The sequence below is a fragment of the Devosia sp. ZB163 genome, from assembly GCF_028613635.1.
Taxonomy (GTDB): Bacteria; Pseudomonadota; Alphaproteobacteria; order Rhizobiales; family Devosiaceae; genus Devosia_A.
This window is the reverse complement of the sequence record NZ_JAQRMY010000001.1, coordinates 860,567-881,304: the sequence shown is the minus strand read 5'-3', so window position 1 is coordinate 881,304 and position 20,738 is coordinate 860,567. Positions and strand designations below refer to the sequence as shown.

The following is a 20,738-nucleotide window of genomic DNA, read 5'->3' as shown; positions in this document are numbered from 1 at the left end:
TACTTCGACCATCGGCGACGCATTGTGCCGGACGTCACACTGGACGTGAGAGCACGCGCCGGCCTGCGGCGCGTTCCCTCTTCTCGAGCCGCTACCCGCGCGGGGTTGGCGGCAGGGGCGGCATCTTGATGTCGCCCCCCGTCAGCGCCTCCACCTCCTCCATCGTGAGGGTGAGGCTCTCCGGAGTGGGCGTCGAGGAGGTCGACGGCGTGGTTCCCGACGACTGCGGCATCAGGCCGGCCAGCGCCCGGCGCGCCTCGGCGATCTTCTGCGGGTCCCCGCTCTTCAACGCCACGATCATGCCGCGCGCTTCGTCGCTGTCCACGCCGCCGCGTTTGCCAAGCGTGGGATGGTCAAGAAGCTGTCCCGCGCTCCAGCGGTCGCGCGGATCGGGCATCAGCATCCTGGTCAGCAGGTCGTCGACCTGGTCGTTGCCGGTCTTGAGGCCGACCGATCCCGGCTGAGGCATGTCGACCACCTCCGTCACGTCGACCATGCCGATACCGCCCGGCCCGGGCCCCTTCCTCGTGAGGGTTACCTGGATCGGATCGGACAGCGGCTGGCTGTTGCGGTTGCCACCGAACGCGATCAGGTCGTCGCGGGTGTCGTAGTTCGTCTTGTTGTCGCCGACGAGCTTGCCGGTGAACATGTGGAGAAGCGACGAGCCGAGGCCCCAGATGTCGACAGTGCGGTCGAAGAACAGCATCGACTTGTCCGACTTGGCCTGCTCTTCGATCTCCCCGAGCGGGGTGGAAAACACGTTCCGTGCCATCGCAAGCACGAGGTTGTCCTTCCTGGGACCACCCGGCAGCACATTCTGCAGCTTCTCGATGAATGGCTTCATCAGGCGCTGGCCGGTTTCCTCTGCCAGGTCCTTCACCCGCTGCATCACGTCTTCGGAGCGGACCAGTTCGGGGGCCTTGAAAGCCAGGTTGTCGACCTGTCCGGTGACCTGGTCGAGGCCCTTGGTCTCACCCATCTTCATGGTCAGCCCAAAGTCGCCCACCTTGGCCGTGCCGTCGGGGCCGATGAAGCAGTTGGGCGTCTTGAAGTCGAAATGCGTCATGCCCTGGTTCTGGTGCATGAAGTCGAGGCCGCGCAGCATGTCCTTGACGAGGGTCAGCCGCAGGACGTTCGCCTCGGCCAGCGTCAGCTGCCCGTCCTCGACCGCTTTCAGGAGCTTCTCGCCCATGGCGTGGACGTCGCCGTTGGGTGCGATTTCCATCGCGACGGCGAAGTTCCCATCCGGCATGCGCATGTGGCCGGAATAGCCGACGATCTGCTTGCAGCCATCGCCATAGGCCTTCTGGTGCAGGGTGATCTCATCGCCCGCGGACTTCACCAGCTTTGCGTAGTCGTCGACCTGCCGGTCCTGGCTGCCCTTCAGGTAGTTCGCGCCCTCCAGCTCCCGCGTCACCTTCAGGGCGATCTTGCTGTTGGCATCGTCGACCGAGACGTACTCAAAAACGTCGGCAAATCCGCCGGCACCGAGGAAGGCGGTTGGCTTGTACTGCTTGCCGCCCAACTCGATGTAGGGCATGTCCCTCTCGATGGCCTTCCCGTTCTGGTCCTTCCATTTCACCTGCTCCGTCTGGTCGATGATCTTGTCCGGCAGGACCTGGGAGGCGGCGCGCCGGAATGCGCCCGCGACCAGATTGTCGAGCGTGCCGTCCTCGATGGTAGGCGCAGGGTCCATTGCCCCGATGGCTGCCCTGAGCGACTCCCTGAGTTCCAGGGTCAGCTTGATGCCGTCGGACAGCGCGAAGCCCTCGCGGTCCACAAGGCTCGGGTTGCCGGCCAGGAACTTCTTGAGGATCGCGTCGCCCAGCTGCTTTTGCAGGTCACCGGTGCCTTCCGGATCGAGGGACAGCAGCCGAGCGGTATCGGTGATCGCCTTGTCGTTCGGGGTCATGCCCAGCGACTGCAGGCTCGGACTGCCGGACTCGGACGTGACCTTGACGGTGTCCTTGGGCAGGCTTCGGATGGCCATGAACAGACCGCCGAGAAAGCCGGCCGTCTTGCCCTGCGGCTGCTGCGAATGATGCCCGATCGCCGAACTGATGCGATCGGTCAGCGCCTTGCGCAGCTTCAGCGGCGAGTCGTTCAGGGCCTCACCAAGGGCGTTCTGGATGGCGTCGAGCGCCCGGCTCTCCCGGCGCTCGGTCCGGCCGAGCTGGCGATCGATGAAGGCCGACAGCTTGTCGAGAAGGCCCTTGGGCTGCGGCTTCTCATACAGGACGACCTCGCCTGCCTTGTTGTGGCGGGCGAGGACCTTGCGGTCCTGGTTGACGTCGTTGGTCAGGAAGTTCTCGATCTGCTGGGCCGTGGTGCCCTGCCGGATGGTGAATTCGTTCGCCATGACAGCCCCCTCAGGCGCGGATGAAGTCGCCGGCGGCAATGGGTGCCGGAGCGGCTGCCTCGCTGGCCGTGGATTGCAGGAAACCCCGCCAGATATCGGTAAGGCTCGCGAGGTTCGCGGCCACGGTGGCAATGGATCGCGCGTTGATCTCGTTGCCGGTGAGGTCGACGAACTGTACGACGCTCCCCTTTCGGCCGGTCAGCGCCATGCGCACGCCGCCCGTTTCCCGCCAGAGCAGGTTGTAGCTCAGGAGCGTCTCGTAGACCTCGAGGGCGCGAGAAGGGGGCGGCGCGCCGATTTCGACTGACAGCGCGATCCGATCTCGATCCTCGTCCCGCTCCACCAGCACATCGACCTGTTCGAAGCGGATCGCATAGGCGCCGTCCGGCGTCTTGAGGCAGGCAAGGATCATGTCGTCCAGCGGACCGACCTCGCCCATCAGACGGTCAAACTCGATATCTTCCATAGTCTCCCCGGCGACCCTTGAAGCGTCCACGACGCATGGCAAATCATCGACCCGCAAACTGCCATCGGCCGACCCGGCGCGGTGTGACGAACATAACACTGCATTGCCGACGGCCGAGGCGGGGGGAGGGACGCAAGAGCGAGGAAACGAGGGGCAGGCTGTTCCAGCGCGGAGGGCCCAGGCCCTTGGCCTTGGGAGGCATCCATCGCCAACGGGCTGAGGCCCGATCGCTAGAAGCAGTAGAGGTGCCTCGATGGAGGTGTCAGCTCCTCGCGTCGCGCGCTGCCTGGGATCGCTTGGTTGCCTGCGAGACCCTTCCGACCTTCGCCGGATTGACCCTGGTTTGCCGCTTCGGGTTGCTGATCTTCGTCATGCCCGTGTGCGGCGAGCGGCCCGAGTCAGGATGGTGCACCGACTCCCCCGCCCTGCGCATTTCCAGAGCCCTGCGCGCATTGTCGGAATGCACACTGCGAGCCGTCAGCTTTTCGAGCCGGCTCGTCTCCCGGTTGACGCGCTGGAGGGCGGCGGCGAACACCTGCTTCCGCCTGAGAGACTGCTCGGCCGTGCCGGGAAAGCTCCCGCCCCTCGCGGCGTTGGCCTTGCCTCGCACTTCCCTCCGCCTTTGCCAGGCGAGAGTGCGCTCCTTGTCGCGAAGGTCACGAACACGCTTCTGGACCGACCGGAGTTCCTCCCCGGAGAGCTCGTAGATCTCAGGGTGATGGGATCGACGAACGAGTTCGAACTCGTCGTGGGACAGCAGGCTCGTTTCCGCCTTGCTTGGGACCGTCATCGCACGCTCCTCACTTACACTGCAGTAAACGAAACCATAGCCCGGACTCCGGACCAAATCTATCAATAGATGCGTAGACGACGTATAGATATGTCGTAAATGTCGAAAATAATTACCGAGCCGACATTAGAGAATATCTGAGGTTGTTCGACCTAACTGACGGCTGGCTATCGTGATCCTCATATTCGTCACATACCCGTTGATCGCATCGCCTCGCTCAGCAGCGCGCCAAGGGCCGCGAATAACAAGGTGTAGGTCATGGCTGCGTCAACTGAAGCGCGCAAGACCGTCATGCAGAGGTTTCTCGATGGCGTCGAGCGGGTCGGCAACATGGTGCCTCACCCGGTCATCATATTCCTCATCCTCATAGCCATCGTAATCGTGCTGTCGGTGGTCCTGAGTTTCTTGGGGACGTCGATAAGCTTCGAGGCCATCAACCCCGAAACCAACGAAATAGAGCAGCAGGAAGTGGCAATCCGCAGCCTGCTCGACATCGAAGGCATCCGCTTTCTCTATGAATCGCTGATACCCAACTTCATGGGGTTCACTGCCGTCGGGCTGATGATCGGCGCGATGATTGGCGCGGGCGTCGCCGAAGAGTCCGGCCTCGTTTCGGCGCTGATCCGAAAGCTGGTCGCGGTGTCACCTGGCTGGGCACTCGCCTACATCCTTGCCTTCGTGGGCATCCTCTCCAGTATCGCCGCCGATGCCGGCTACCTGGTGCTGCTGCCGCTGGCCGGCGTGGCGTTCCTCACCGTCGGGCGGCATCCCCTCGCTGGCCTGGCGCTCGGTTTTGCGGCCGTCGCTGGCGCCTTCACCGTAAACGTGGTCATCAAGCCGCTCGATGCGGTCCTCGTTGAATTTACCAACGACGCCGCCCGGCTGGTCGATGCGAATGCGAGCGTCGGTCTTGCATCCAACATCTGGTTCTCGATTGCCTCGGTGGTACTCCTCACGGGCGTCATCGCCATCATCAACAACAAGATGATCGAGCCCCGGCTGGGCAAGTATGCTCCCGACGATGCGACGGTCCCGGCTCACGAGGCCGTCGACGCCAAGCTCTCCCCCGAGGAGTCCCGCGGACTGCGGTTCGCGCTGTTCGGGCTGATCGGGCTCATCGTCGTCTTCCTGCTGCTGACGGTTCCCGCCGGGGCCCCGCTGCGCGACCCGGTCACCGGCGATCTCATCGGCAGTTCGCCGTTCATGAACGGGCTGATCACCCTCATCATCCTGATGTTCCTCGTGACCGGCTGGGCATACGGTATCGGCGCGGGCACGCTGCGCACCTTGTCCGATGTCATCGCGGCCATGGAGAAGGCGGTCACCGGGCTCGGCCCGACGATCTTCCTGTTCTTCGTCCTCAGCCAGTTCGTCGCCTACTTCACCTATACCAACATCGGCACGGTGCTGGCGCTCAGCCTCGGCGGCGTGCTCCAGAGCGCGCAGTTCGGGCCCCTGCCGCTGCTGATCGGCTTCATCGTCGTCGTCGCCGTCATCGACCTGCTGTTGACGGGCGCCATCGCCAAATGGGCGATCTTTGCGCCCATCTTCGTGCCGCTGCTGATGAAGCTCGGCGTCGAGCCCGAGGCGGTTCTTGCCGGCTATCGGGTCGGCGACTCGCCGATGAATGCCATCACGCCGCTCAACGCCTATTTCGCGCTGATGGTCGGCTTTGCCCAGCGATACGACAAGCACGCGGGGGTCGGCACCGTTGTCTCGCTGATGCTGCCCTATACCGCCGTGATGTTTGTCGCGTGGACGGCCCTGTTCGCCCTTTGGCAGATCCTGGGACTGCCCTGGGGGCTGTGACGTCGCTTCGAAGATCACCCTGACTGATGGGATGAACGCCATGAACGACCGGTCCATTCCGCTGGATGTAGCCGCGGCCGAAAAGCACCTGATGGACTTCCTCTCCGTCGAGGGGATAACCGGCGAAGAGGCCAACATTGCCGCGGCCGTCAGCAAGGCCCTGATCGCCGCTGGCGTTCCCGCCGATGCGATCCGCTTCGACGACGCGAACAAGCGCATCCCGCTCCCTACGCAGACCGGCAACCTGATAGTGGACTTGCCCGGCACCCGGCCCGGACCGCGCCTGCTGTTCTCCACGCACCTCGACACCGTGCCGCTATGTGCCGGAGCCAAGCCGCGACGCGAGGGCGATCGTATCGTCTCCGACGGGACCACGGCCCTCGGAGGTGATGCCCGGACCGGGGTTGCCGCCCTTGTCGTCGTCGCCGAGACGCTCCTCAAGCATGGCCTGCCGCATCCGCCGATCACGCTGCTGTTCACCGTTCGCGAGGAGAGCGGCCTGCACGGGGCGCGCGAGCTCGACCCGGCCCAGCTGGGCGGCGCCGTCATGTGCGTGAACATCGACGGCCAGGCATCCTCGGACCTGATCGTCGGGGCAGTCGGTCAGGAGAACTGGGAAGTCGAGATAACCGGCAAGGCGTCCCATGCCGGCGTGGCGCCCGAAAAGGGCATCTCCGCGACGCTGGTGGGCGCCATCGGCCTGACCCGGGCGCGGGAGGAGGGCTGGTTCGGCAAGGTGGTCAAGCCAGATGGACGCGGCACAAGCAATGTCGGCATTTTCGGCGGCAGGGATGGTGGGCCGGCCGGCGACGCCACCAACGTGGTCACCGACTATGCGTTCATCAAAGGCGAGGCCCGCAGTCCGGAAGCAAGCTTCGCAGTCCGGATCGCCGATGGCTTCGGCCGGGCGTTCGAACAGGCGCGGACCGAGGTGCCGGACGATCAGGGCGGAACCGCCGAGGTTCGCTTCACCCGCAAGACATCGTATCCGCCGTTCGAGCTGACGCAGGAAAGCCCTGTCGTCATGCGCGTTGCCCGGGCGATGAAGCAGCTGGGCATCACGCCCAACTACCAGTTCTCGAACGGCGGCCTCGATGCCAACTGGCTCGACAAGCACGGCATCCCTACCGTGACTATCGGCGCAGGGCAGGCCGAGATCCACACCATCAAGGAGTACGTCAACCTTCCCGAGTTCGAGAAGGGCTGCCGCCTGGCCATCCTGGCCGCCACCATCGAGGACTGAACATCAACCGCCGCGCAGAGGGGCTGATCGATTGAGCCAGATTGGCCGTCATAGTCGCGGTCGCGGTAGTCTTGTTCGTTTCCAACAAGCTGCCCGTGGTCGTCGTTGCCATGATGATCACGCTGGCGCTCTGGCTGACCGGCCTGCTCACCATCGAGCAATCCCTGTCCGGCTTCGGCGATCCGGCCGTCATCTTCATTGCCACGCTCTTTGTCGTCAGCGCCGGCCTCGAGGTGACCGGGGTCACCGCCTGGGCGGGTCAACTGCTCATCCGTGGGGCAGGCGAGCACAGCCGCGCCCGCCTGCTTCTGCTCATGATGCTGCTGGTCTCGCTGCTGACGGCGCTGATCAGCGTGAACGGCGCCGTGGCGGCCCTGCTTCCGGTCGTCGTTGTGACTGCCGTCAGGCTCAAGCGGCTCGCCTCCCAGTTGCTGCTGCCGATGGTCTTTGCCGCGCACGCCGGCTCGCTCCTGGCCCTGACCGGCTCGCCGGTCAATGTCCTCGTGTCCGAAGCAAGCGGCGACGCGGGCAGCGGCACTTTTGGCGTCTTCGAGTTTGCATTGGTCGGCCTGCCGCTGCTGGCGGGCACGATGCTGATCATCATCCTGTTCGGCGCGCGCCTCCTGCCCCAGCGGAACGGTGCGACGATGCCCGCCGATTTCAGCCGCCATGCCAAGACCCTTGTCGAGCAGTACGGCCTCGCCTCCGGCATCTTCAGCATGCGGGTGCGCGGAGGCTCGCAGCTTGTCGGCCGATCGCCTGCGGACATCGATATGAAGAGCTGGCCGCTCCTGGCGCTCGTAGCGGTTCAGGATGGAGAAACGGCCAAGCCGCTTCGTCGCCGCGAGATCGCCAGCGGGGATCACATCATCGTCAAGGGCGAGCCTGACGCGGTCGCCGCCTTCGCCCGGGACATGCAACTGACGCTGCTTGACGACGAGGGACAGGACGGAGCGGAGACACTCTTCAACCGAAGGTCGGGCCTCGCCGAAGTGATCATCCCGCCGCGATCCGGGCTCGTCGGCTACGAGGTGTTCCCGGGCATGGTGACCGAGAGTGGCGACCTGATCATCCTGGCCGTACATCGGGCGGGCGACAGTGTCGCCGGCGGATCGCTCGGCGGCAAGCCCGGACGAATTGCGTTGCAGGCAGGCGACACGCTCCTGCTGCAGGGCACCTGGAAGGCTCTCGACGTCAACCTGACCGATCCGGACGTGCTGGTCGTCAGCTCTCCGGAACTGGTGAGGCGGCAGGCATTGCCGATGGGGCCGGGTGCTGCGCAGGCCATTGTCATTCTCGCTGCAATGGTCGTGCTGCTGGCGACCGGACTGGTACCCCCGGTGGTGGCCGGCCTGCTGGCAGCGGGCGCGATAGTCCTCTCCGGCATCATGACCGTCGAGCAATCCTACCGTTCCGTGGGTTGGACCACTGTCATCCTGGTGGGGGCACTCATGCCGCTGTCCACCGCCATGGCGCAGACCGGGGCGGCTGAGTTTCTCGCCACCGAACTGGTCAAGCATGTCGGCCCCGCCGGTCCCTACGCCCTGCTTGCCGGGCTGTTCGTGCTGACGGCAATCATGGGCCAGCTGATCAGCAACACCGCCACGGCCCTCATCATCATCCCGATCGGGGTTGCCGCAGCGACGGCCATGGGCATCTCACCGCGACCGGTGCTGATGAGCACGGCGGTGGCAGCGGCAGCCGCGTTCCTGACGCCCATAGCAACCCCGACAAACCTGATGGTGATGGGACCCGGCGGCTACGCCTTCGGCGACTACTGGAAGCTCGGCCTGCCGCTGCTGCTCTGGTTCTTCGTCATCGCCGTGTTCGTCGTTCCGCTGATCTGGCACTTCTAGGACGGTCACCCGCCGGAGCATGAAACCACAGACGGGTACGCCGGGCATTGGCCGGCGCACTGGGAGGTGCCCTGACCTTCGGTCTGGCCGACCTCTTGGTACAGCTCGCCACCGCGGTTAGGGGCGGGCGGCGGAGGCCTGATGTGGGTGAAGCTGTACTGGTCGAATAAGTCGGGCCCCTGCGGCACTCGCGGCGGCCCAGGAACTTTGGCGCACCCGACAGGAGTCGAACCTGTGACCTCTGCCTTCGGAAACACAGGCGCTCCGCGAATCTGGGCATGACCCCCGGAAAACCACCGGGAACAACCCGGAAACATCGGGAGCAATCTGTACGGAAGCTGTACGTGCCGCCAGGAGTAGCTACATGAGCTTGGGCGCCCCACAGTTCGAACCGCGCTGGTCCACCGCCAAGGCTATGCTTATCGGGTACCTGACCGGCCGTGGAAGGACTGCCAGAGCCATTGCCGAGTTCCTTGCTGATGGGACATCGCCCGAGACCATAAGAGGTCAGTGGCGAAGGCATCGGATATGCGATCGCCGGCGCGACGGGGTCGACTTCCAGATCACGCTGAGCACCTATGAGCTCAGGCGCCTCGAAGAGCTCGCCCTGGCACGTGGCCTAGATCCCGAAGACTGGATACATCGGGTCACCTCAGCCGCAATACGAGATGACCTCTTCGACGCCGTCGTAGACGAGCAATCGCCCAAGCCGAAGTGCGACCATGGCGGCGGTCGGCGTAGCAAAGCGTTTTCCATGCTCGAGGGCTGTGATGAGTGACGAGGGCCGAAGGGGGTAATAGTGGCGAACCGCACAAAGTTCACAGATCGCGCACGTGAGAAGTTTCTAGAGGTGCTACGCTCAACTTGTAACGTGTCCGAGGCGGCACGTGCAGCGGGTATCTCTCGGCGTTCTGTCTACGACCATCGGACCGATGCCCAGTTCGCCATGGATTGGGACGAAGCTGAGCAAGAGGCCGCCGACCGCCTCGAGCGGGAGGCCTGGCGTAGAGCCGCTGAGGGCACGAAGAAGCCCATCGTCTACAAGGGCAAGGTCACCGGCCACTATCTCGAATACTCGGACCGGATGCTCGAGCTGCTTCTGAAGGCTCACCGGCCCGAGAATTACCGGGAGCGGGTCTCGACCGAAGTGTCGGGCTCGAAGGGCGACCCGATCAAGATCGAGGTCACGCATGTGCTCGATGCCGAGTCTGCAAGGATCGTCGCGGACCTGGTGAAATAGCAGGGCTATCGACTTCATCAGGGTGGCGGTTCTCGGAATGCCGCCACTCCAAGTCGCGGTCCATCGGCGTCTGGGTCCTCAATTGGGGCGTGCGCGATAGGTTCCAGCTTGGATCGGCTGCACAACCGGGCACGTTTGAACCTCCGCGCATCACGGGAGTTCCCCTAGCAGAAGCGCCAAAAAGACCAGAAAATGAAACGCCCTCATCTTTCCCATCGGGTCAGCGGATTCATCAACCTGCTGGCCGAGTTCCTGTCCACTTGGCAGGGGTTCTTAAGTACCTTCCTGGTGCTGCTCATCGGCATCGCCATCGGCGCCCTCCTGCACTTTGAGGAGGGCTTCATGTTCGGCTTCAACATCTTCCTGTCGGTCGCGGCCATCGTGATCTCGGGGGTGATCCTCGTGGCTGGCGCGAGAAGTGAAGCGGCGCTGCACGTAAAGCTCGACTACCTGATCGAACACTCCAAAGCGACGAACAAGATCGTCGGCATCGAGCACAAGGACGCGGCCGAGATCGAGGCTGAGCGGCGCAAGGTGGAAGAACAGGCTTCGGAGTTGGTCGACGATCTGGTTGATCAGACCAGCGTCCAGCGCGAGGCCTCAGTGGAATGTAAGAAACGATGAGAGCAGATCTGCCGTCGTTCGGCGAACCATGGGGACAGGCCCCACCCGACGACACGCAAGGGTACTCGACGAGTTGCCGAGGTCCAAGCGGGACAGCCTTGATGTCGGCTTCGTAGTAGTAGAGGAAATCGTTCCGATTGCTCTTGTCGCTCTTGCCCGTCCAGTAGTCGAGGTTGTCGACGCCATCGAGCACCTGGTTCGCGGGGCCTAGTGCACCGCGAGGGGCTGCTTTCGGGTGGGAGGCGGAAACGCGCGATCCAAGTCGGCGAAGTCGGCCGCCGACAGATGCATGTCGAGCGCCAGGCGGTTCTCCCGAACATGCGCCGCGTTGCTCGCTCGCGGGATCGCGCAGACATTGTCTTTCCGAAGTACCCAGGCGAGCGCCACTTGCGCCGGCGTGGCGTGATGCCGCGCAGCCACGGACCTGAGCACCCCGTGATCGAGAACTCGCCCCTGCTCGATCGGGGAATAGGCCATGATCGGCAGTCCGCTGCGTTCGCACCAAGGCAGCAGGTCGTATTCGATGCCACGGTATTGCAGATTGTAGAGCACCTGGTTGGTGCTCACTTGCCGGCCGCCGGGAATATCGATGAGATCCTGCATGTCAGAGAGGTCGAAGTTGCTGACCCCCCAGTTGCCGATCTTGCCCGCGGCCACGAGCCTTTCGAACGCCTCGAGTGTTTCCTCGAGCGGAATGGGACCGGGCCAATGCAGCAGGTAAAGGTCGATCGCTTCGACTCCAAGCCTCAGCAAACTGCCCTCGCAAGCCGCGATGGTCCCGCGTACGGTCGCATGGTGGGGGAGGACCTTGCTGACCAGAAAGACTTGGTCGCGGCGTCCTTCGATCGCTTCTCCGACGAGCACTTCGGCCTCGCCGTCGGCGTACATTTCCGCCGTGTCGATCAAGCTCATGCCCAGGTCGATGCCAAGGCGCAGCGCTGCGAGCTCGTCGGGCCGCCGTCGTGGATCCTCGGCCATGTACCAGGTGCCCTGACCCAGCGCGGGTATGACTTCACCGTTGGGCAGGCTGACGGTTCGGAGCGTGGTCAGTACAGCCATGGGTGCTCCTGCTGCGAATGCCGGTTTGGAGTGTTCCGGCTGACAATCGGTCATGACCACGGCCCCTGCACCTCGGGCGCCGTCCACGGATAGTGTCGCGGTGTGTGCTGCACACTGGCCATTGATCGCTGATTTCCCACCTTTGCAGGGTGCAGGCCTAGCGTGCCGTGGCGAGCTGGCCGGCGAACAGCATGATCATGGCCTCATTGAAAGCCGGAATGTCGTCTGGCTTGCGACTCGTAACGAGATTGCCGTCGACGACCACTTCTTGATCGACCCAGTCGGCGCCAGCGTTCTTGAGGTCGGCTATCAGCGACGGCCATGAGGTCATACGCCGACCCTTCGCGGCGCCGGCGTTTATTATTGTCCATGGGCCGTGGCAGATAGCTGCCACGGGCTTGCCCGCGTCGAAGAAAGCTCTGACGAGGGCCACGGCTGTATCATCGATGCGGAGCAAATCCGGGTTTATGACGCCTCCCGGCAGCAGAAGCGCGTCGAAATCCGCCTCCCGCGCCTTGACCAGTGGGACGTCGACCTTGAGCCTCTCGCCCCAGTCGGTGAAGTTCCAGGAACGGACCTGCCCATCCTTGGGCGAGACGATGGAGGTTTGGGCGCCGGCGTCATCCAGCGCCTCGCGCGGCAACACCAGTTCCACGTACTCGAACCCGTCCGTGACGAGGATCGCGATCTTCTTGCCTTCCAGACGACCTGCCATGTCTGCGTCCTGCCGAAATGATCTATCACCAGTGCTCTAGCCTTTGCCGGTGTGCCGTGAACTGACGGTCGTCAAGCCGCGCGCCGGATGTTCAGGTCCGCGAGTCTCGGCGTCTCACGGCGAACATCTCGATGCGCGGCACGAAAGGCGCCGAGGAACGTTTCACGGAGTACAAGGAGTGTCCCGATGCCGGACAACGCCGAAGAACGTCTCCCCGCCAGCAGCCTGCACGATACCGACGCAGTCGCCGAGGACGGTTTTGTACATGTACGTGGCGCTCGCGAGCACAACTTGAGAAATGTCGATGTCGATGTTCCGAGGAACCTAGGTGCACGATCGACGACCGCGCGTGGGCGCAAGTGAAACGCCCGTAGATGTCGTGATTCTCCAGCAGATTTTGTCTGCGAGGCGAACACCTTCATCCTCATTTGAACCTGCCATCCGGAGATCCACATGTCGATGCCCGCGCCGAAACCGCTGAAGACTGAGTATCTCAAGACCCGGGTCACACCCGAGCAGAAGACGCTCGTAGCTCGGAAATCCGAAGAGCTGGACATTACTGAGGCGCAGTTCATTCGCCGCGCGATCGTGAAGGCCCTCGCCGACGTCAGCCAGGCGGCGTAGACCATGGCCACGCGTGTCGCCCCTCTCGCAAACCCTCGGGCAAGGCCGTCCTGCCAGCCGCAGAGTAACCGCGCCGCAGGTGTCGATCCCGATGACGGCCAACGGTAACAGGAAGCCCTGATGGCACGATTTGGCGGCATCCCGGTCAGCACCCCTGAAGCGAAGAAGCCGCGGTTCGGCGGTGTGCCCGTCGAGCAGGCCCCGGCCGGCAAGAAGTTCTCGATGGAGTCGCGGGCCATCCAGGAAAAGGTCGGCGCGATCACACAGCAGACCAAGCAGCCGTGGAACGAGAGCTACGCCAGCGAAGCGATGTCCGGTGTGAACGAGGGCCTGGCGAACGCGATGAGCGTTCCCGCCATGCTCGCCAACTCGGTCCTCTCGGTCGGCCCGACAGCGGTCAACGCCGTGGCGGGGACCGACTTCAAGGGCCCGAACCACATCCCCGATCCGGGGAAGCCGGCGCTCGAACTCATGGAGATGTCCGGCGCCGTGAAGCCGCAGAGCGAGGAACCCAACAAGCAGGTGGTACGGCGCATCGCACAGGAGGTTGGCGCAGCGCTACCCTTCGGCATGACCAAGCCGCTGGCGACCATCGCAACAGCGATGGGGTCGGGCGCCGGTGCGGCGACAGCCGAGCAACTCGCTCCCGACAACCCGTGGGCCGAGCTTGTGGGGCAGTTGGCGGGCGGCGCCACTACAGGCGCGTTCGTCGTGGCCGCCAACCGCCTTGCTGCCGCCGGTGTGAAGCCCAAGGCTACGCTGTCCGGAGACGACCTCGAGACCCTCAAGACCGAGGCCTACAAGGTCGCCGATACGCTGGGCGTGAAATACAGCCCTCAGGGATACGGCAAGATGGTCGCCCAGGTGGAAGCGGCGGCGAAGGCCGGCAACATCTCTCAGACCCGCCATCCGAAGGCGTGGTCGCTGATCGAGGACTTCAAGGCTCGTGGTGCGAACCAGCATAAGGGGGGGCTGACGCTCACCGAGCTCGACCAACTCCGGCAGGAGGTGCGCCGGGATCTGCTCCAGTCCTCCGACATGAGCGAGCGCCACTTCGGCGGCGTGATCATGGACGAGATCGACGACTTCATCGCCAAGGCGGGAGCCGGAGATATGCTCGCCGGCGACGGCAAGCTGGCCAACGAGGCCATCCTGACCGCTCGGGAACTGAACACCCGCTGGCGCAAGACGGAGGTCATCGAGGACGTCTTGTACGCAGCCGACCTGAAGGCGGCGGCGGCCACTGGTGACGTGAACGGGGCGATCAAGCGCGCCTTCAACTCGATCCTGTTGAACAAGAAAAAGCGGGCGGGGTTCTCGGCAGAGGAGATCGCCGAGATGGAGAAGATCGTGAAGTCTGGCGACGGTGCGAACCTGTTGCGCAACGTCGGCCGGCTGAGCGCTGACACCGGGTTCAAGACCCTCCTGCATGGCCTGCTCGCCACGCACCTGGGGCCGGCCTATGCTGCGGTACCGGTGGTCGCATCGGCCGCCAAGGCCGCGGCCGGAGGCAATCTCGCGAAGAAGGCGGAGAACCTGCGGGCTAAGGTTGCGCAGGGCAAAGGGACCAGGAAGCCGGCAACGGAGAGGCGGATCGCCTCTGCCGCCATTCCGATGGATCAAAGCGCTGTCCAGGCTCGTGCGACCTTAATGGACGAGGGGTTGGGGAGCCTGCTGGGCTCGGGGCTTTCGCCGGCGGCGCCGAACCCGAGACCGCCCAGCCTCGCAGAACTCATCGGCGTCCATCCGCTGGCGGCTCCGCCGAGCGCATCCCAGATGCAGGCGATCCGAGATGTGTCGAAGGTTGCGACTGTGGCCCCAGTGGCAGCGGAACCAGGAACGCCCACCGCACCGCCGCCCAGCACTGTCGCGCCGGTGGTCGTTGGGCGGCCTGATGCCCCTCTGGGGCCAGCCGCCCGGACCGCTCCGGCGCTTACGGCCGATCAGCGCTTCGCGATGTCCTCGCTCAAGGGCACCGCGGCCGCTCCGCCCAAGAGCATCTACTCGACGGGGCAGGGGCTCGCCGGCACGGGCGAACTCCCGGCCGGCGTCCGCCCGAACGTGGCGATGCCCAGCACGGCCCCGGTCGTCCCGGTGAAAACGACCATCCGGAACCCGGACTACGACGCGTGGGTCAAGAAGTACGGGGACGGGTCCCAGGTGCAGACCGCTGCCACAGGCGGGATGGTCACCAAGGACCAGCTGGCGGCCATCCAGAACGTCACCAATGCCGTTCAGAAGCCGATCGTGAAGGCGCCGCCCGCCCCGCCCAAGACCGTGGAGGTGGTGACCTACAAGCAGGTCGCCCCGCCGAAGCCTGTCCAGAGGCCGGCAGTCACGGCGCCGACTAGGTCGCAGAGCAAGTCCACCTCGTGGGGTCAGTCCAAGACCGCCAGCGACGGCACGAGCTGGGCGGCCAACTGGTGACCTCCTAACCCCTTCAACATGGAGACGACCAATGACCGAGCCAGCCTGGCTGAACTCCGACATCAAGGCGATGTCTATCCTGAAGGTGGCCTGATGCTGCTGGCCGCGACGCCCTTCTTCCGTTCCTTCGCGCCGGTGACGCTGACCTACCTCACGCACCTGACCAACAACAGCGACACCACAAACTACTCCCTAGGGAATGTCTCGGTGCCACGGGCCGGGCTGCTGGCCTACATCGTCTACGGCCGCGGCACGGGGGTGGGCAATAGTTGGTCCTCGTCCACGATCGGTGGCGGGAGCGCCACCAGGCATGCCTTCACTTCGAACGGACGCAACCCCATCGCGATCTTCTCACGGGAGGTCTCAGCGGGGACGCATGCGGTAGCAGCAGTCTGCGCCTCCGCCCTCAATCGGGCAGGAGCGGACCTGTGGCTGATCGAGAATTACCGGTCCACGACGCCGACAAGTACCGACCTGACTGATGGTGATGCATCCGCCTCGGGCTCGCGGAGTGTCACGCTATCCAGCATCAAACGGGGCGGCTGCGGCATCTACGCCGGCCTGAACAACCAGGAGGTTGATGCGTGGTCGTGGTCCGGGGCGACGGAGCGCTTCGATGCGGGCACTGGTGAGGTGCGAATGTCGGCGGCCGACAAGGAGACGGCCTCCCTATTGTCTTCGAACGTCGTGAGCGCCTCGTTCGGATCCGGATTCGGATGCATCGCCGGCGCTTCCTGGCGGTAGAGCCGAGGTTGCCGGCAAACCTGGATCCCCGATCACCAACGACGTCGTGCACTCGCTGGACGAGGAGTCCGCGAGGGAGATCGCTGATTTGGTGAAGTAAACCGCTGGCGGGATTAGCGCAATCTAGCCCACATTCTCACAGCCAGGTAACGGCGAGCGCCCCGATCCATTCAGGAGCACCGACCTCCGAGCGCAGATGACGGCATGGTATTGTCGATGAATGGCACCCCTGTCCCTCGCATATCAACCAATAGCCCGGGCGGATCACTTTCACTCACCGTGGGAAGCCCAGCGACCGTGAAGCAGCCGTTGCCCCCGCTCTGGAACAGGGGGAAGGAGCGCGTGGAGTCGACATCTGGCGCGAACACGGCCCCGTGGGCCGTTGGCCACGCTGGATGAGGCTGTGCAAGGATGCCGGCGGTCTCGCTGTCTAGGACGTCCATCAGCACCTGAGCGTCACCGCTAATTGTCCACTGAAAGGTGACGCCGTGGGCCGATGCAGGACCGCTGGGCCGCCACCCGTCGGGCGTTGAAGATACCGGCGGACTGACGGGGACGGCGACGCTCACGAGTTGTCCTGTCCTGAACTGGCCTCCGCCCAGGAGTTCTTGGGCGTCGATAGACGGCAACACCAGGTCGATGAACTCCTGACGCGACCAGCCCCGCGATGGCGCAACCACCACGAAGCCATAGCTCTGGGCGAACGGCGGGCACAGCCCTCGAGTGCAGTCGTACCGCTTGACTGCAACATAGAAGCCGTAGGGACTGTTGGTACCAGGGCAGCTTCCGACCTCCATGACGAGCAGTTGGCCGCGGAAGTTTTCCACCGCACAGCTGAACGGCTGTTTCGGCCAGTCCGAAACGTCGACATACAGGGGCGGGACGTCGCCTGCGCAAAACCTACCCGTGGTGTGGAAATTGTAGAATCCGCATCTCGCGAGCACGACCTCGACCGGCGCCGAGTGGTCGCCCTCAATCTCGAGATCTCCGCGACCAAACTCCGCTTCTCCCGGATCTGCGATGAACTTCCAGGGGGACCCACCTGGGACGGCGCCCAGCGGCAGCTGCGTTCGATTCAAGGTCGCCACCATAAAGAACAGGTCATCCGGCGTCCCTGGGTCCCTGAAGCGGTACCGAACTCTCGTAGCCTTGCCCAGAGCGTCCCTTTCGACCCAGACAGCGGTGGTCTTTCCGTCGGAAATGGCAAGCGCCCCGCTTTCGTACTGCCAAATCCGCCAACCGCCGACGTCGTCGGGCTGGGCACCATAGACGAGGCATCCGAGCCAGTCCTTCAGCTGCCTTCCGTCGGCAACCACCTCAAGCGACGCCACTTCCAGTTGAGGAGGCAAGGTTGTCTGGAATGGGCATCCCTCCAATGGGGCGTCCGGAAATGGCCTCGTGGGCATTCGAAGGTCGAACCCGCAGGCGAAGCCGTGCGTCACACAAAGCCGGTTGCCGATCACTTTGGGCGACACTGGGGACGAGAACGGAGTGACCAGAGTGTTGCCGAACCTAATGGTTTGGGAACGGCTCAGGCCATTGGGTGTCGGGATCAGGATTGTCTCCCGCATTATTGCGGGCTGCTCGCGCCACAGGATATCGGATTGCGCTTCCCGGGCCCGATTGTCGGACAATGCCTCGGATAACACTCCAACGGCGGCGACAACGGCTGCAACGGGGGCAAATGCAGGCGTCCCGGCCAGAGCCACCCCTGCAACGCTCCCAGCCACGCCCCCTGACCATACTCCATGGGCACCCCAACTGATGCCGCCAGGCAGTTTGCCCGGGTCTCCGGGTGGCACCGGAACGCCGCCGGCGACGATCGACCAATTCCGGTTGCCCGACGACAGCTCAACCCCGCCATTCGCTTGCCGAAACAGGTTCGGGTCGTCCTGGAGCGGCGAGGTGTGCGAGAACGCCTGAAGGTAGGTGACCCGATTGGCCTCATCTGAGGTGAACCGATGTTCCAGCCAACCCACCAGGGCGGGCGGGACCCTGTAGCTGGTGGTTGCGACATCGATGATCGCGACGAGATTGTTCTCGTGCATAGTTCCGAGGTCAGGGAAGTCCTTGACGTTCGGGATCGCCGAGAAGCCTTCCTCCCCGCCTGCCAACCGACTTTCGAGATCGACGTCCTGATGGGCGTGCTGCAAGGGCCCGACGAGCAGCGATAGCATTGGAACGGTCGCAACGTTCCCAGAACCCCACCAGGATGCTTTCCCATAGCGCTGGGGCGTTGGTTGCCGCCTATATGTTCGATGATCTCGATCGAGGTTCGCGGACAGCGCATGCTTTGCAACCAGCCAGTTGAGCACTCCCTCGGCGCTCTTCTTGAGTACTGGGCTCTGGGCGAAGTTATTCAGCGCCAGGAGAGCCTTCAGCTGGTACCGGCTGTAGGGAAGCGAATTGAACTCGTAGAAATCCCGCCGCACGAGCTGGAGAAGAAAGCTACGCAGCCATGGTTCGTTCAGGGTGTTCGAGTACGCGTCACTCGGGTCTATTTCAGCCATGAGCTGGTTGACGAGGATCCGCCCGACTTCCTGCAGGAGGATGTGATTTTCGGTCTCGATCACCTTGAAGGCGAAGCACTCCCCGTGCGGATCCACGTAGGGGTGGAGCCGCGGCAGCCCGCCATATGGCTTCAGCATCAGACGCCAGCGGTCGAGAATCTCTGGGGTAAGCTGTGATTTGAACTCGAGCAGAAGGTGGGTAATCTGGAGGACCGCGACGTCCAGATCACCAAAACGCTCGCATCCACCAATTTCCCGTTCAAGCCAAGGCTGGTCCTTCGTCGTCGTGCCGGGCAGCTGGCCGGGTGGCAGCGTGGCGGTCTGCAGCCATTCGATGGCGAGCGATCGAGGAGGCTTCCCGGTCAAAGGACATGGATCGGTCGATCTCATCAGCAAGTGAACGCCAACGATCGGGTTCTCGTCCCATACCTCGACCGACGTGGAAGGACGCCCGGCGTAACAGGCCAGCCATGGCGCCAAGGCTGCACTAACCCTTGATGCAAACTGACCGGAGTCGGGTTTCGCGAGGAACTCCTTTTCAAGCGAACCTGCCAGGTCGAAGACATACCTTGTCGTTGGCAGCATCGGTAAGACCTGCTGGCACTGAGTAGATTGGCAACGGAAGAGTGTCGTCTCGTTGCCCGGTATAGCTGTTATCGTCACTCCGCCTCGGCTCCAGACGGCCGGTTCCGCTGGCGACGGCCCACCAGTGTGGAGTGTTTGCCCCATGAATTGAGCTAGCGGACTATTCACAAATAGTGGTCCAGCGATGCCATTCGACCACACGGTGACAGTGGAAAGGCCGCGGACGACCGCCACTTCGCTGCCTACAAGGCCCAGCCTTCCCAGCAGTATCCATCCACGCTGAAACCTGACGCCGGCAAACGGGAAGTCTGTCCAGACCCTGGCTTCGACCGGACAGCCCAGCGGACCAGAGCTCGAGCTACCAGGGCCGAGCTGACGCCAGATCGCGCCAACGGTCGTTAGCTCGGCCGACGTTAGGCTCTCGGTTGGCAAGGTTTCGTCCGAGCACCTAAGGCTTTCTCCCTGGGCGACTTGAGGGCATATCAGAAAAATGAATAGAACTAACGTCGAAGCAAGCGGTGCGAGCCGACGTATTGCGTTGCGAACTCGCATCGCGTGCCCCGTTCCAGTGGTACGGCAGCATATGACGCTCGACAACTGGCCACAAGTCTTGCCGCCGCACTACAGTGCTGACGCTTGGAAGGTGACATCTATGCCCCGACGGCGTTTTTCTGTCATCTTCGTGCGAGAACACCTTTCGGCCTATCTGGTGCGGCGCAGCGACCGTACCTGGGAGATGGCTTCGATCAAGCGTTCGAGGCCAGGTGAGTCTGGTCGTTTGAAAGCCCTCGCCAGAATCCAGTCCAATTCTTCGGGGCTCGCGGCCTTGATGGGAAAGGCCTCAGGCTCGATCTTCCCGGCCTGAGCCTTGTCGAGCAGCGCATGCATTCGGCGCTCCCACTCGACGCGCTCCCCAAAGCGAGCGGCCTGTGCTTTCACCAATGGCCACGCCACCTCGGCCGACTCCGACGCCTTCTGCAGGGCCTCTGCCACGCCGCCAGTGCGCGCCTGGTCGTACGTCACTGACCAGTTCCATGCTCCGGCGATCGAGCTTTCGGGCGACACCCTCGCGACACGATGGGGGAACCGTTCGCCTTCTGGGTACGAAACGAAACTGTCCCCGCTGCGGCTCCAGTGCAAGCGATCCAGCACGACAGTGTTCCTCCCCCTCAAGCAGACTAGAGACCGGCCGCCGCTTCAGGCCGAATACAGGTTCTCACACAACCTGCCCGTGGGACGTCCGAGACGTTTGTTCCTTGCTGGCGGCCCTCGTAGCCTCCGGCCATGTTCCACCTTGGGAGGTTACCGATGACGACTGCATGTGAGAATATCCAGGCCGCAGCTGCGGCGACCGACAAGATCCACCCGTTGGTCGAGTGCGCCAATGAGCATCTGGAGCGCTTCCAATGGCGTGTGTTCAACGGCGCTGGGGTCTATGCCGATCCCTCGAGCCTGGCCCAGCAGCTCCGCGAAGCCCAAGCGGCAATCAATGATGCGCTCAGACACTTCAACGCTACCGCGTGGCCCTCCAACGAGGACTACGACCGCGCCGAGGAGGAGAGCGCCGAGGAGGAGAGCGCCGAGGAGCGCCGCGCCCGTTGGGGCAACCCATAGAGACCCACCCGTCAGGTAGGCGGGGGGAAGTTGAAATAGGTCATCCGTCGAATTCTGGCGTGTGGGAGGCGGT

At 63.8% G+C, this 20,738-nt stretch carries 17 protein-coding genes; 10 read left to right on the top strand and 7 right to left on the bottom strand.

Annotated features, from left to right (window positions below):
* Positions 1 to 91: 91 nt before the first annotated feature.
* The 3 genes from PRN20_RS04570 to PRN20_RS04560 form a co-directional block, all read right to left on the bottom strand.
* Positions 92 to 2,359: a protein kinase domain-containing protein gene (locus PRN20_RS04570; RefSeq protein ID WP_273955878.1), complete on the bottom strand. Its 2,268-nt coding sequence runs from the start codon at positions 2,357 to 2,359 to the stop codon at positions 92 to 94.
* 10 nt (positions 2,360 to 2,369) lie between these two features.
* Positions 2,370 to 2,825 (bottom strand): type III secretion system chaperone, encoded by a 456-nt coding sequence (locus tag PRN20_RS04565; protein WP_273955877.1) that lies wholly within the window; start codon positions 2,823 to 2,825, stop codon positions 2,370 to 2,372.
* A 262-nt stretch (positions 2,826 to 3,087) separates the two neighbouring features.
* The gene (locus PRN20_RS04560) at positions 3,088 to 3,615 is read right to left on the bottom strand and encodes a hypothetical protein (RefSeq protein ID WP_273955876.1); all 528 of its coding nucleotides are present in this window, start codon (positions 3,613 to 3,615) and stop codon (positions 3,088 to 3,090) included.
* A 258-nt stretch (positions 3,616 to 3,873) separates the two neighbouring features.
* On the opposite strand from PRN20_RS04560, the gene PRN20_RS04555 reads away from it, so the two are divergent.
* From PRN20_RS04555 to PRN20_RS04530, 6 genes are all read left to right on the top strand, one after another.
* Positions 3,874 to 5,424, top strand: a complete 1,551-nt coding sequence (locus tag PRN20_RS04555; protein WP_273955875.1) for an AbgT family transporter — start codon at positions 3,874 to 3,876, stop codon at positions 5,422 to 5,424.
* A gap of 40 nt (positions 5,425 to 5,464) precedes the next feature.
* Positions 5,465 to 6,667, top strand: coding sequence for a M20/M25/M40 family metallo-hydrolase (locus PRN20_RS04550; protein WP_443112527.1), 1,203 nt, complete (start codon positions 5,465 to 5,467; stop codon positions 6,665 to 6,667).
* Between the two features lie 41 nt (positions 6,668 to 6,708).
* Positions 6,709 to 8,523, top strand: coding sequence for an SLC13 family permease (locus PRN20_RS04545; protein WP_273955873.1), 1,815 nt, complete (start codon positions 6,709 to 6,711; stop codon positions 8,521 to 8,523).
* Positions 8,524 to 8,887: 364 nt separating this feature from the next.
* Positions 8,888 to 9,301, top strand: coding sequence for a hypothetical protein (locus PRN20_RS04540; protein WP_273955872.1), 414 nt, complete (start codon positions 8,888 to 8,890; stop codon positions 9,299 to 9,301).
* Positions 9,302 to 9,469: 168 nt separating this feature from the next.
* Positions 9,470 to 9,763: a hypothetical protein gene (locus PRN20_RS04535; RefSeq protein ID WP_273955870.1), complete on the top strand. Its 294-nt coding sequence runs from the start codon at positions 9,470 to 9,472 to the stop codon at positions 9,761 to 9,763.
* Between the two features lie 192 nt (positions 9,764 to 9,955).
* Positions 9,956 to 10,387, top strand: a complete 432-nt coding sequence (locus tag PRN20_RS04530; protein ID WP_273955869.1) for a low affinity iron permease family protein — start codon at positions 9,956 to 9,958, stop codon at positions 10,385 to 10,387.
* Between the two features lie 207 nt (positions 10,388 to 10,594).
* On the opposite strand, the gene PRN20_RS04525 is transcribed toward PRN20_RS04530, so the two are convergent.
* Both PRN20_RS04525 and PRN20_RS04520 read right to left on the bottom strand, forming a co-directional pair.
* Positions 10,595 to 11,446, bottom strand: a complete 852-nt coding sequence (locus tag PRN20_RS04525; RefSeq protein WP_273955867.1) for an aldo/keto reductase — start codon at positions 11,444 to 11,446, stop codon at positions 10,595 to 10,597.
* Positions 11,447 to 11,603: 157 nt separating this feature from the next.
* Positions 11,604 to 12,161, bottom strand: coding sequence for a type 1 glutamine amidotransferase domain-containing protein (locus PRN20_RS04520; RefSeq protein WP_273955866.1), 558 nt, complete (start codon positions 12,159 to 12,161; stop codon positions 11,604 to 11,606).
* 453 nt (positions 12,162 to 12,614) lie between these two features.
* Here PRN20_RS04520 and PRN20_RS04515 point away from each other — a divergent pair, with 453 nt between their 5' ends.
* The 3 genes from PRN20_RS04515 (at position 12,615) to PRN20_RS04505 (ending at position 15,956) form a co-directional block, all read left to right on the top strand.
* On the top strand, positions 12,615 to 12,785 hold the full coding sequence (locus PRN20_RS04515; protein WP_273955864.1) for a hypothetical protein: 171 nt from the start codon (positions 12,615 to 12,617) through the stop codon (positions 12,783 to 12,785).
* A 120-nt stretch (positions 12,786 to 12,905) separates the two neighbouring features.
* Positions 12,906 to 15,212, top strand: coding sequence for a hypothetical protein (locus PRN20_RS04510; protein WP_273955863.1), 2,307 nt, complete (start codon positions 12,906 to 12,908; stop codon positions 15,210 to 15,212).
* 18 nt (positions 15,213 to 15,230) lie between these two features.
* Entirely contained in the window at positions 15,231 to 15,956 is a 726-nt protein-coding gene (locus PRN20_RS04505) for a hypothetical protein (protein WP_273955862.1), read from the top strand.
* Positions 15,957 to 16,126: 170 nt separating this feature from the next.
* On the opposite strand, the gene PRN20_RS04500 is transcribed toward PRN20_RS04505, so the two are convergent.
* Both PRN20_RS04500 and PRN20_RS04495 read right to left on the bottom strand, forming a co-directional pair.
* Positions 16,127 to 19,051: a hypothetical protein gene (locus tag PRN20_RS04500; RefSeq protein ID WP_273955861.1), complete on the bottom strand. Its 2,925-nt coding sequence runs from the start codon at positions 19,049 to 19,051 to the stop codon at positions 16,127 to 16,129.
* Positions 19,052 to 19,753: 702 nt separating this feature from the next.
* The gene (locus PRN20_RS04495) at positions 19,754 to 20,203 is read right to left on the bottom strand and encodes a hypothetical protein (protein ID WP_273955860.1); all 450 of its coding nucleotides are present in this window, start codon (positions 20,201 to 20,203) and stop codon (positions 19,754 to 19,756) included.
* Between the two features lie 156 nt (positions 20,204 to 20,359).
* Between PRN20_RS04495 and PRN20_RS04490 the strand changes: the two genes are divergently transcribed.
* A complete protein-coding gene (locus PRN20_RS04490) occupies positions 20,360 to 20,665 on the top strand; it encodes a hypothetical protein (RefSeq protein WP_273955859.1) in 306 nt (101 codons plus the stop codon).
* The last annotated feature ends 73 nt before the right edge of the window (positions 20,666 to 20,738 follow it).

Coding starts and splice junctions, on each gene's coding strand:
- PRN20_RS04570 (WP_273955878.1), bottom strand. CDS start 2,359: ATGGCGAACGAATTCACCATCCGGCAGGGCACCACGGCCCAGCAGATC.
- PRN20_RS04565 (WP_273955877.1), bottom strand. CDS start 2,825: ATGGAAGATATCGAGTTTGACCGTCTGATGGGCGAGGTCGGTCCGCTG.
- PRN20_RS04560 (WP_273955876.1), bottom strand. CDS start 3,615: ATGACGGTCCCAAGCAAGGCGGAAACGAGCCTGCTGTCCCACGACGAG.
- PRN20_RS04555 (WP_273955875.1), top strand. CDS start 3,874: ATGGCTGCGTCAACTGAAGCGCGCAAGACCGTCATGCAGAGGTTTCTC.
- PRN20_RS04550 (WP_443112527.1), top strand. CDS start 5,465: ATGAACGACCGGTCCATTCCGCTGGATGTAGCCGCGGCCGAAAAGCAC.
- PRN20_RS04540 (WP_273955872.1), top strand. CDS start 8,888: ATGAGCTTGGGCGCCCCACAGTTCGAACCGCGCTGGTCCACCGCCAAG.
- PRN20_RS04535 (WP_273955870.1), top strand. CDS start 9,470: ATGGATTGGGACGAAGCTGAGCAAGAGGCCGCCGACCGCCTCGAGCGG.
- PRN20_RS04530 (WP_273955869.1), top strand. CDS start 9,956: ATGAAACGCCCTCATCTTTCCCATCGGGTCAGCGGATTCATCAACCTG.
- PRN20_RS04525 (WP_273955867.1), bottom strand. CDS start 11,446: ATGGCTGTACTGACCACGCTCCGAACCGTCAGCCTGCCCAACGGTGAA.
- PRN20_RS04520 (WP_273955866.1), bottom strand. CDS start 12,161: ATGGCAGGTCGTCTGGAAGGCAAGAAGATCGCGATCCTCGTCACGGAC.
- PRN20_RS04515 (WP_273955864.1), top strand. CDS start 12,615: ATGTCGATGCCCGCGCCGAAACCGCTGAAGACTGAGTATCTCAAGACC.
- PRN20_RS04510 (WP_273955863.1), top strand. CDS start 12,906: ATGGCACGATTTGGCGGCATCCCGGTCAGCACCCCTGAAGCGAAGAAG.
- PRN20_RS04505 (WP_273955862.1), top strand. CDS start 15,231: ATGGAGACGACCAATGACCGAGCCAGCCTGGCTGAACTCCGACATCAA.
- PRN20_RS04500 (WP_273955861.1), bottom strand. CDS start 19,051: ATGCTGCCAACGACAAGGTATGTCTTCGACCTGGCAGGTTCGCTTGAA.
- PRN20_RS04490 (WP_273955859.1), top strand. CDS start 20,360: ATGACGACTGCATGTGAGAATATCCAGGCCGCAGCTGCGGCGACCGAC.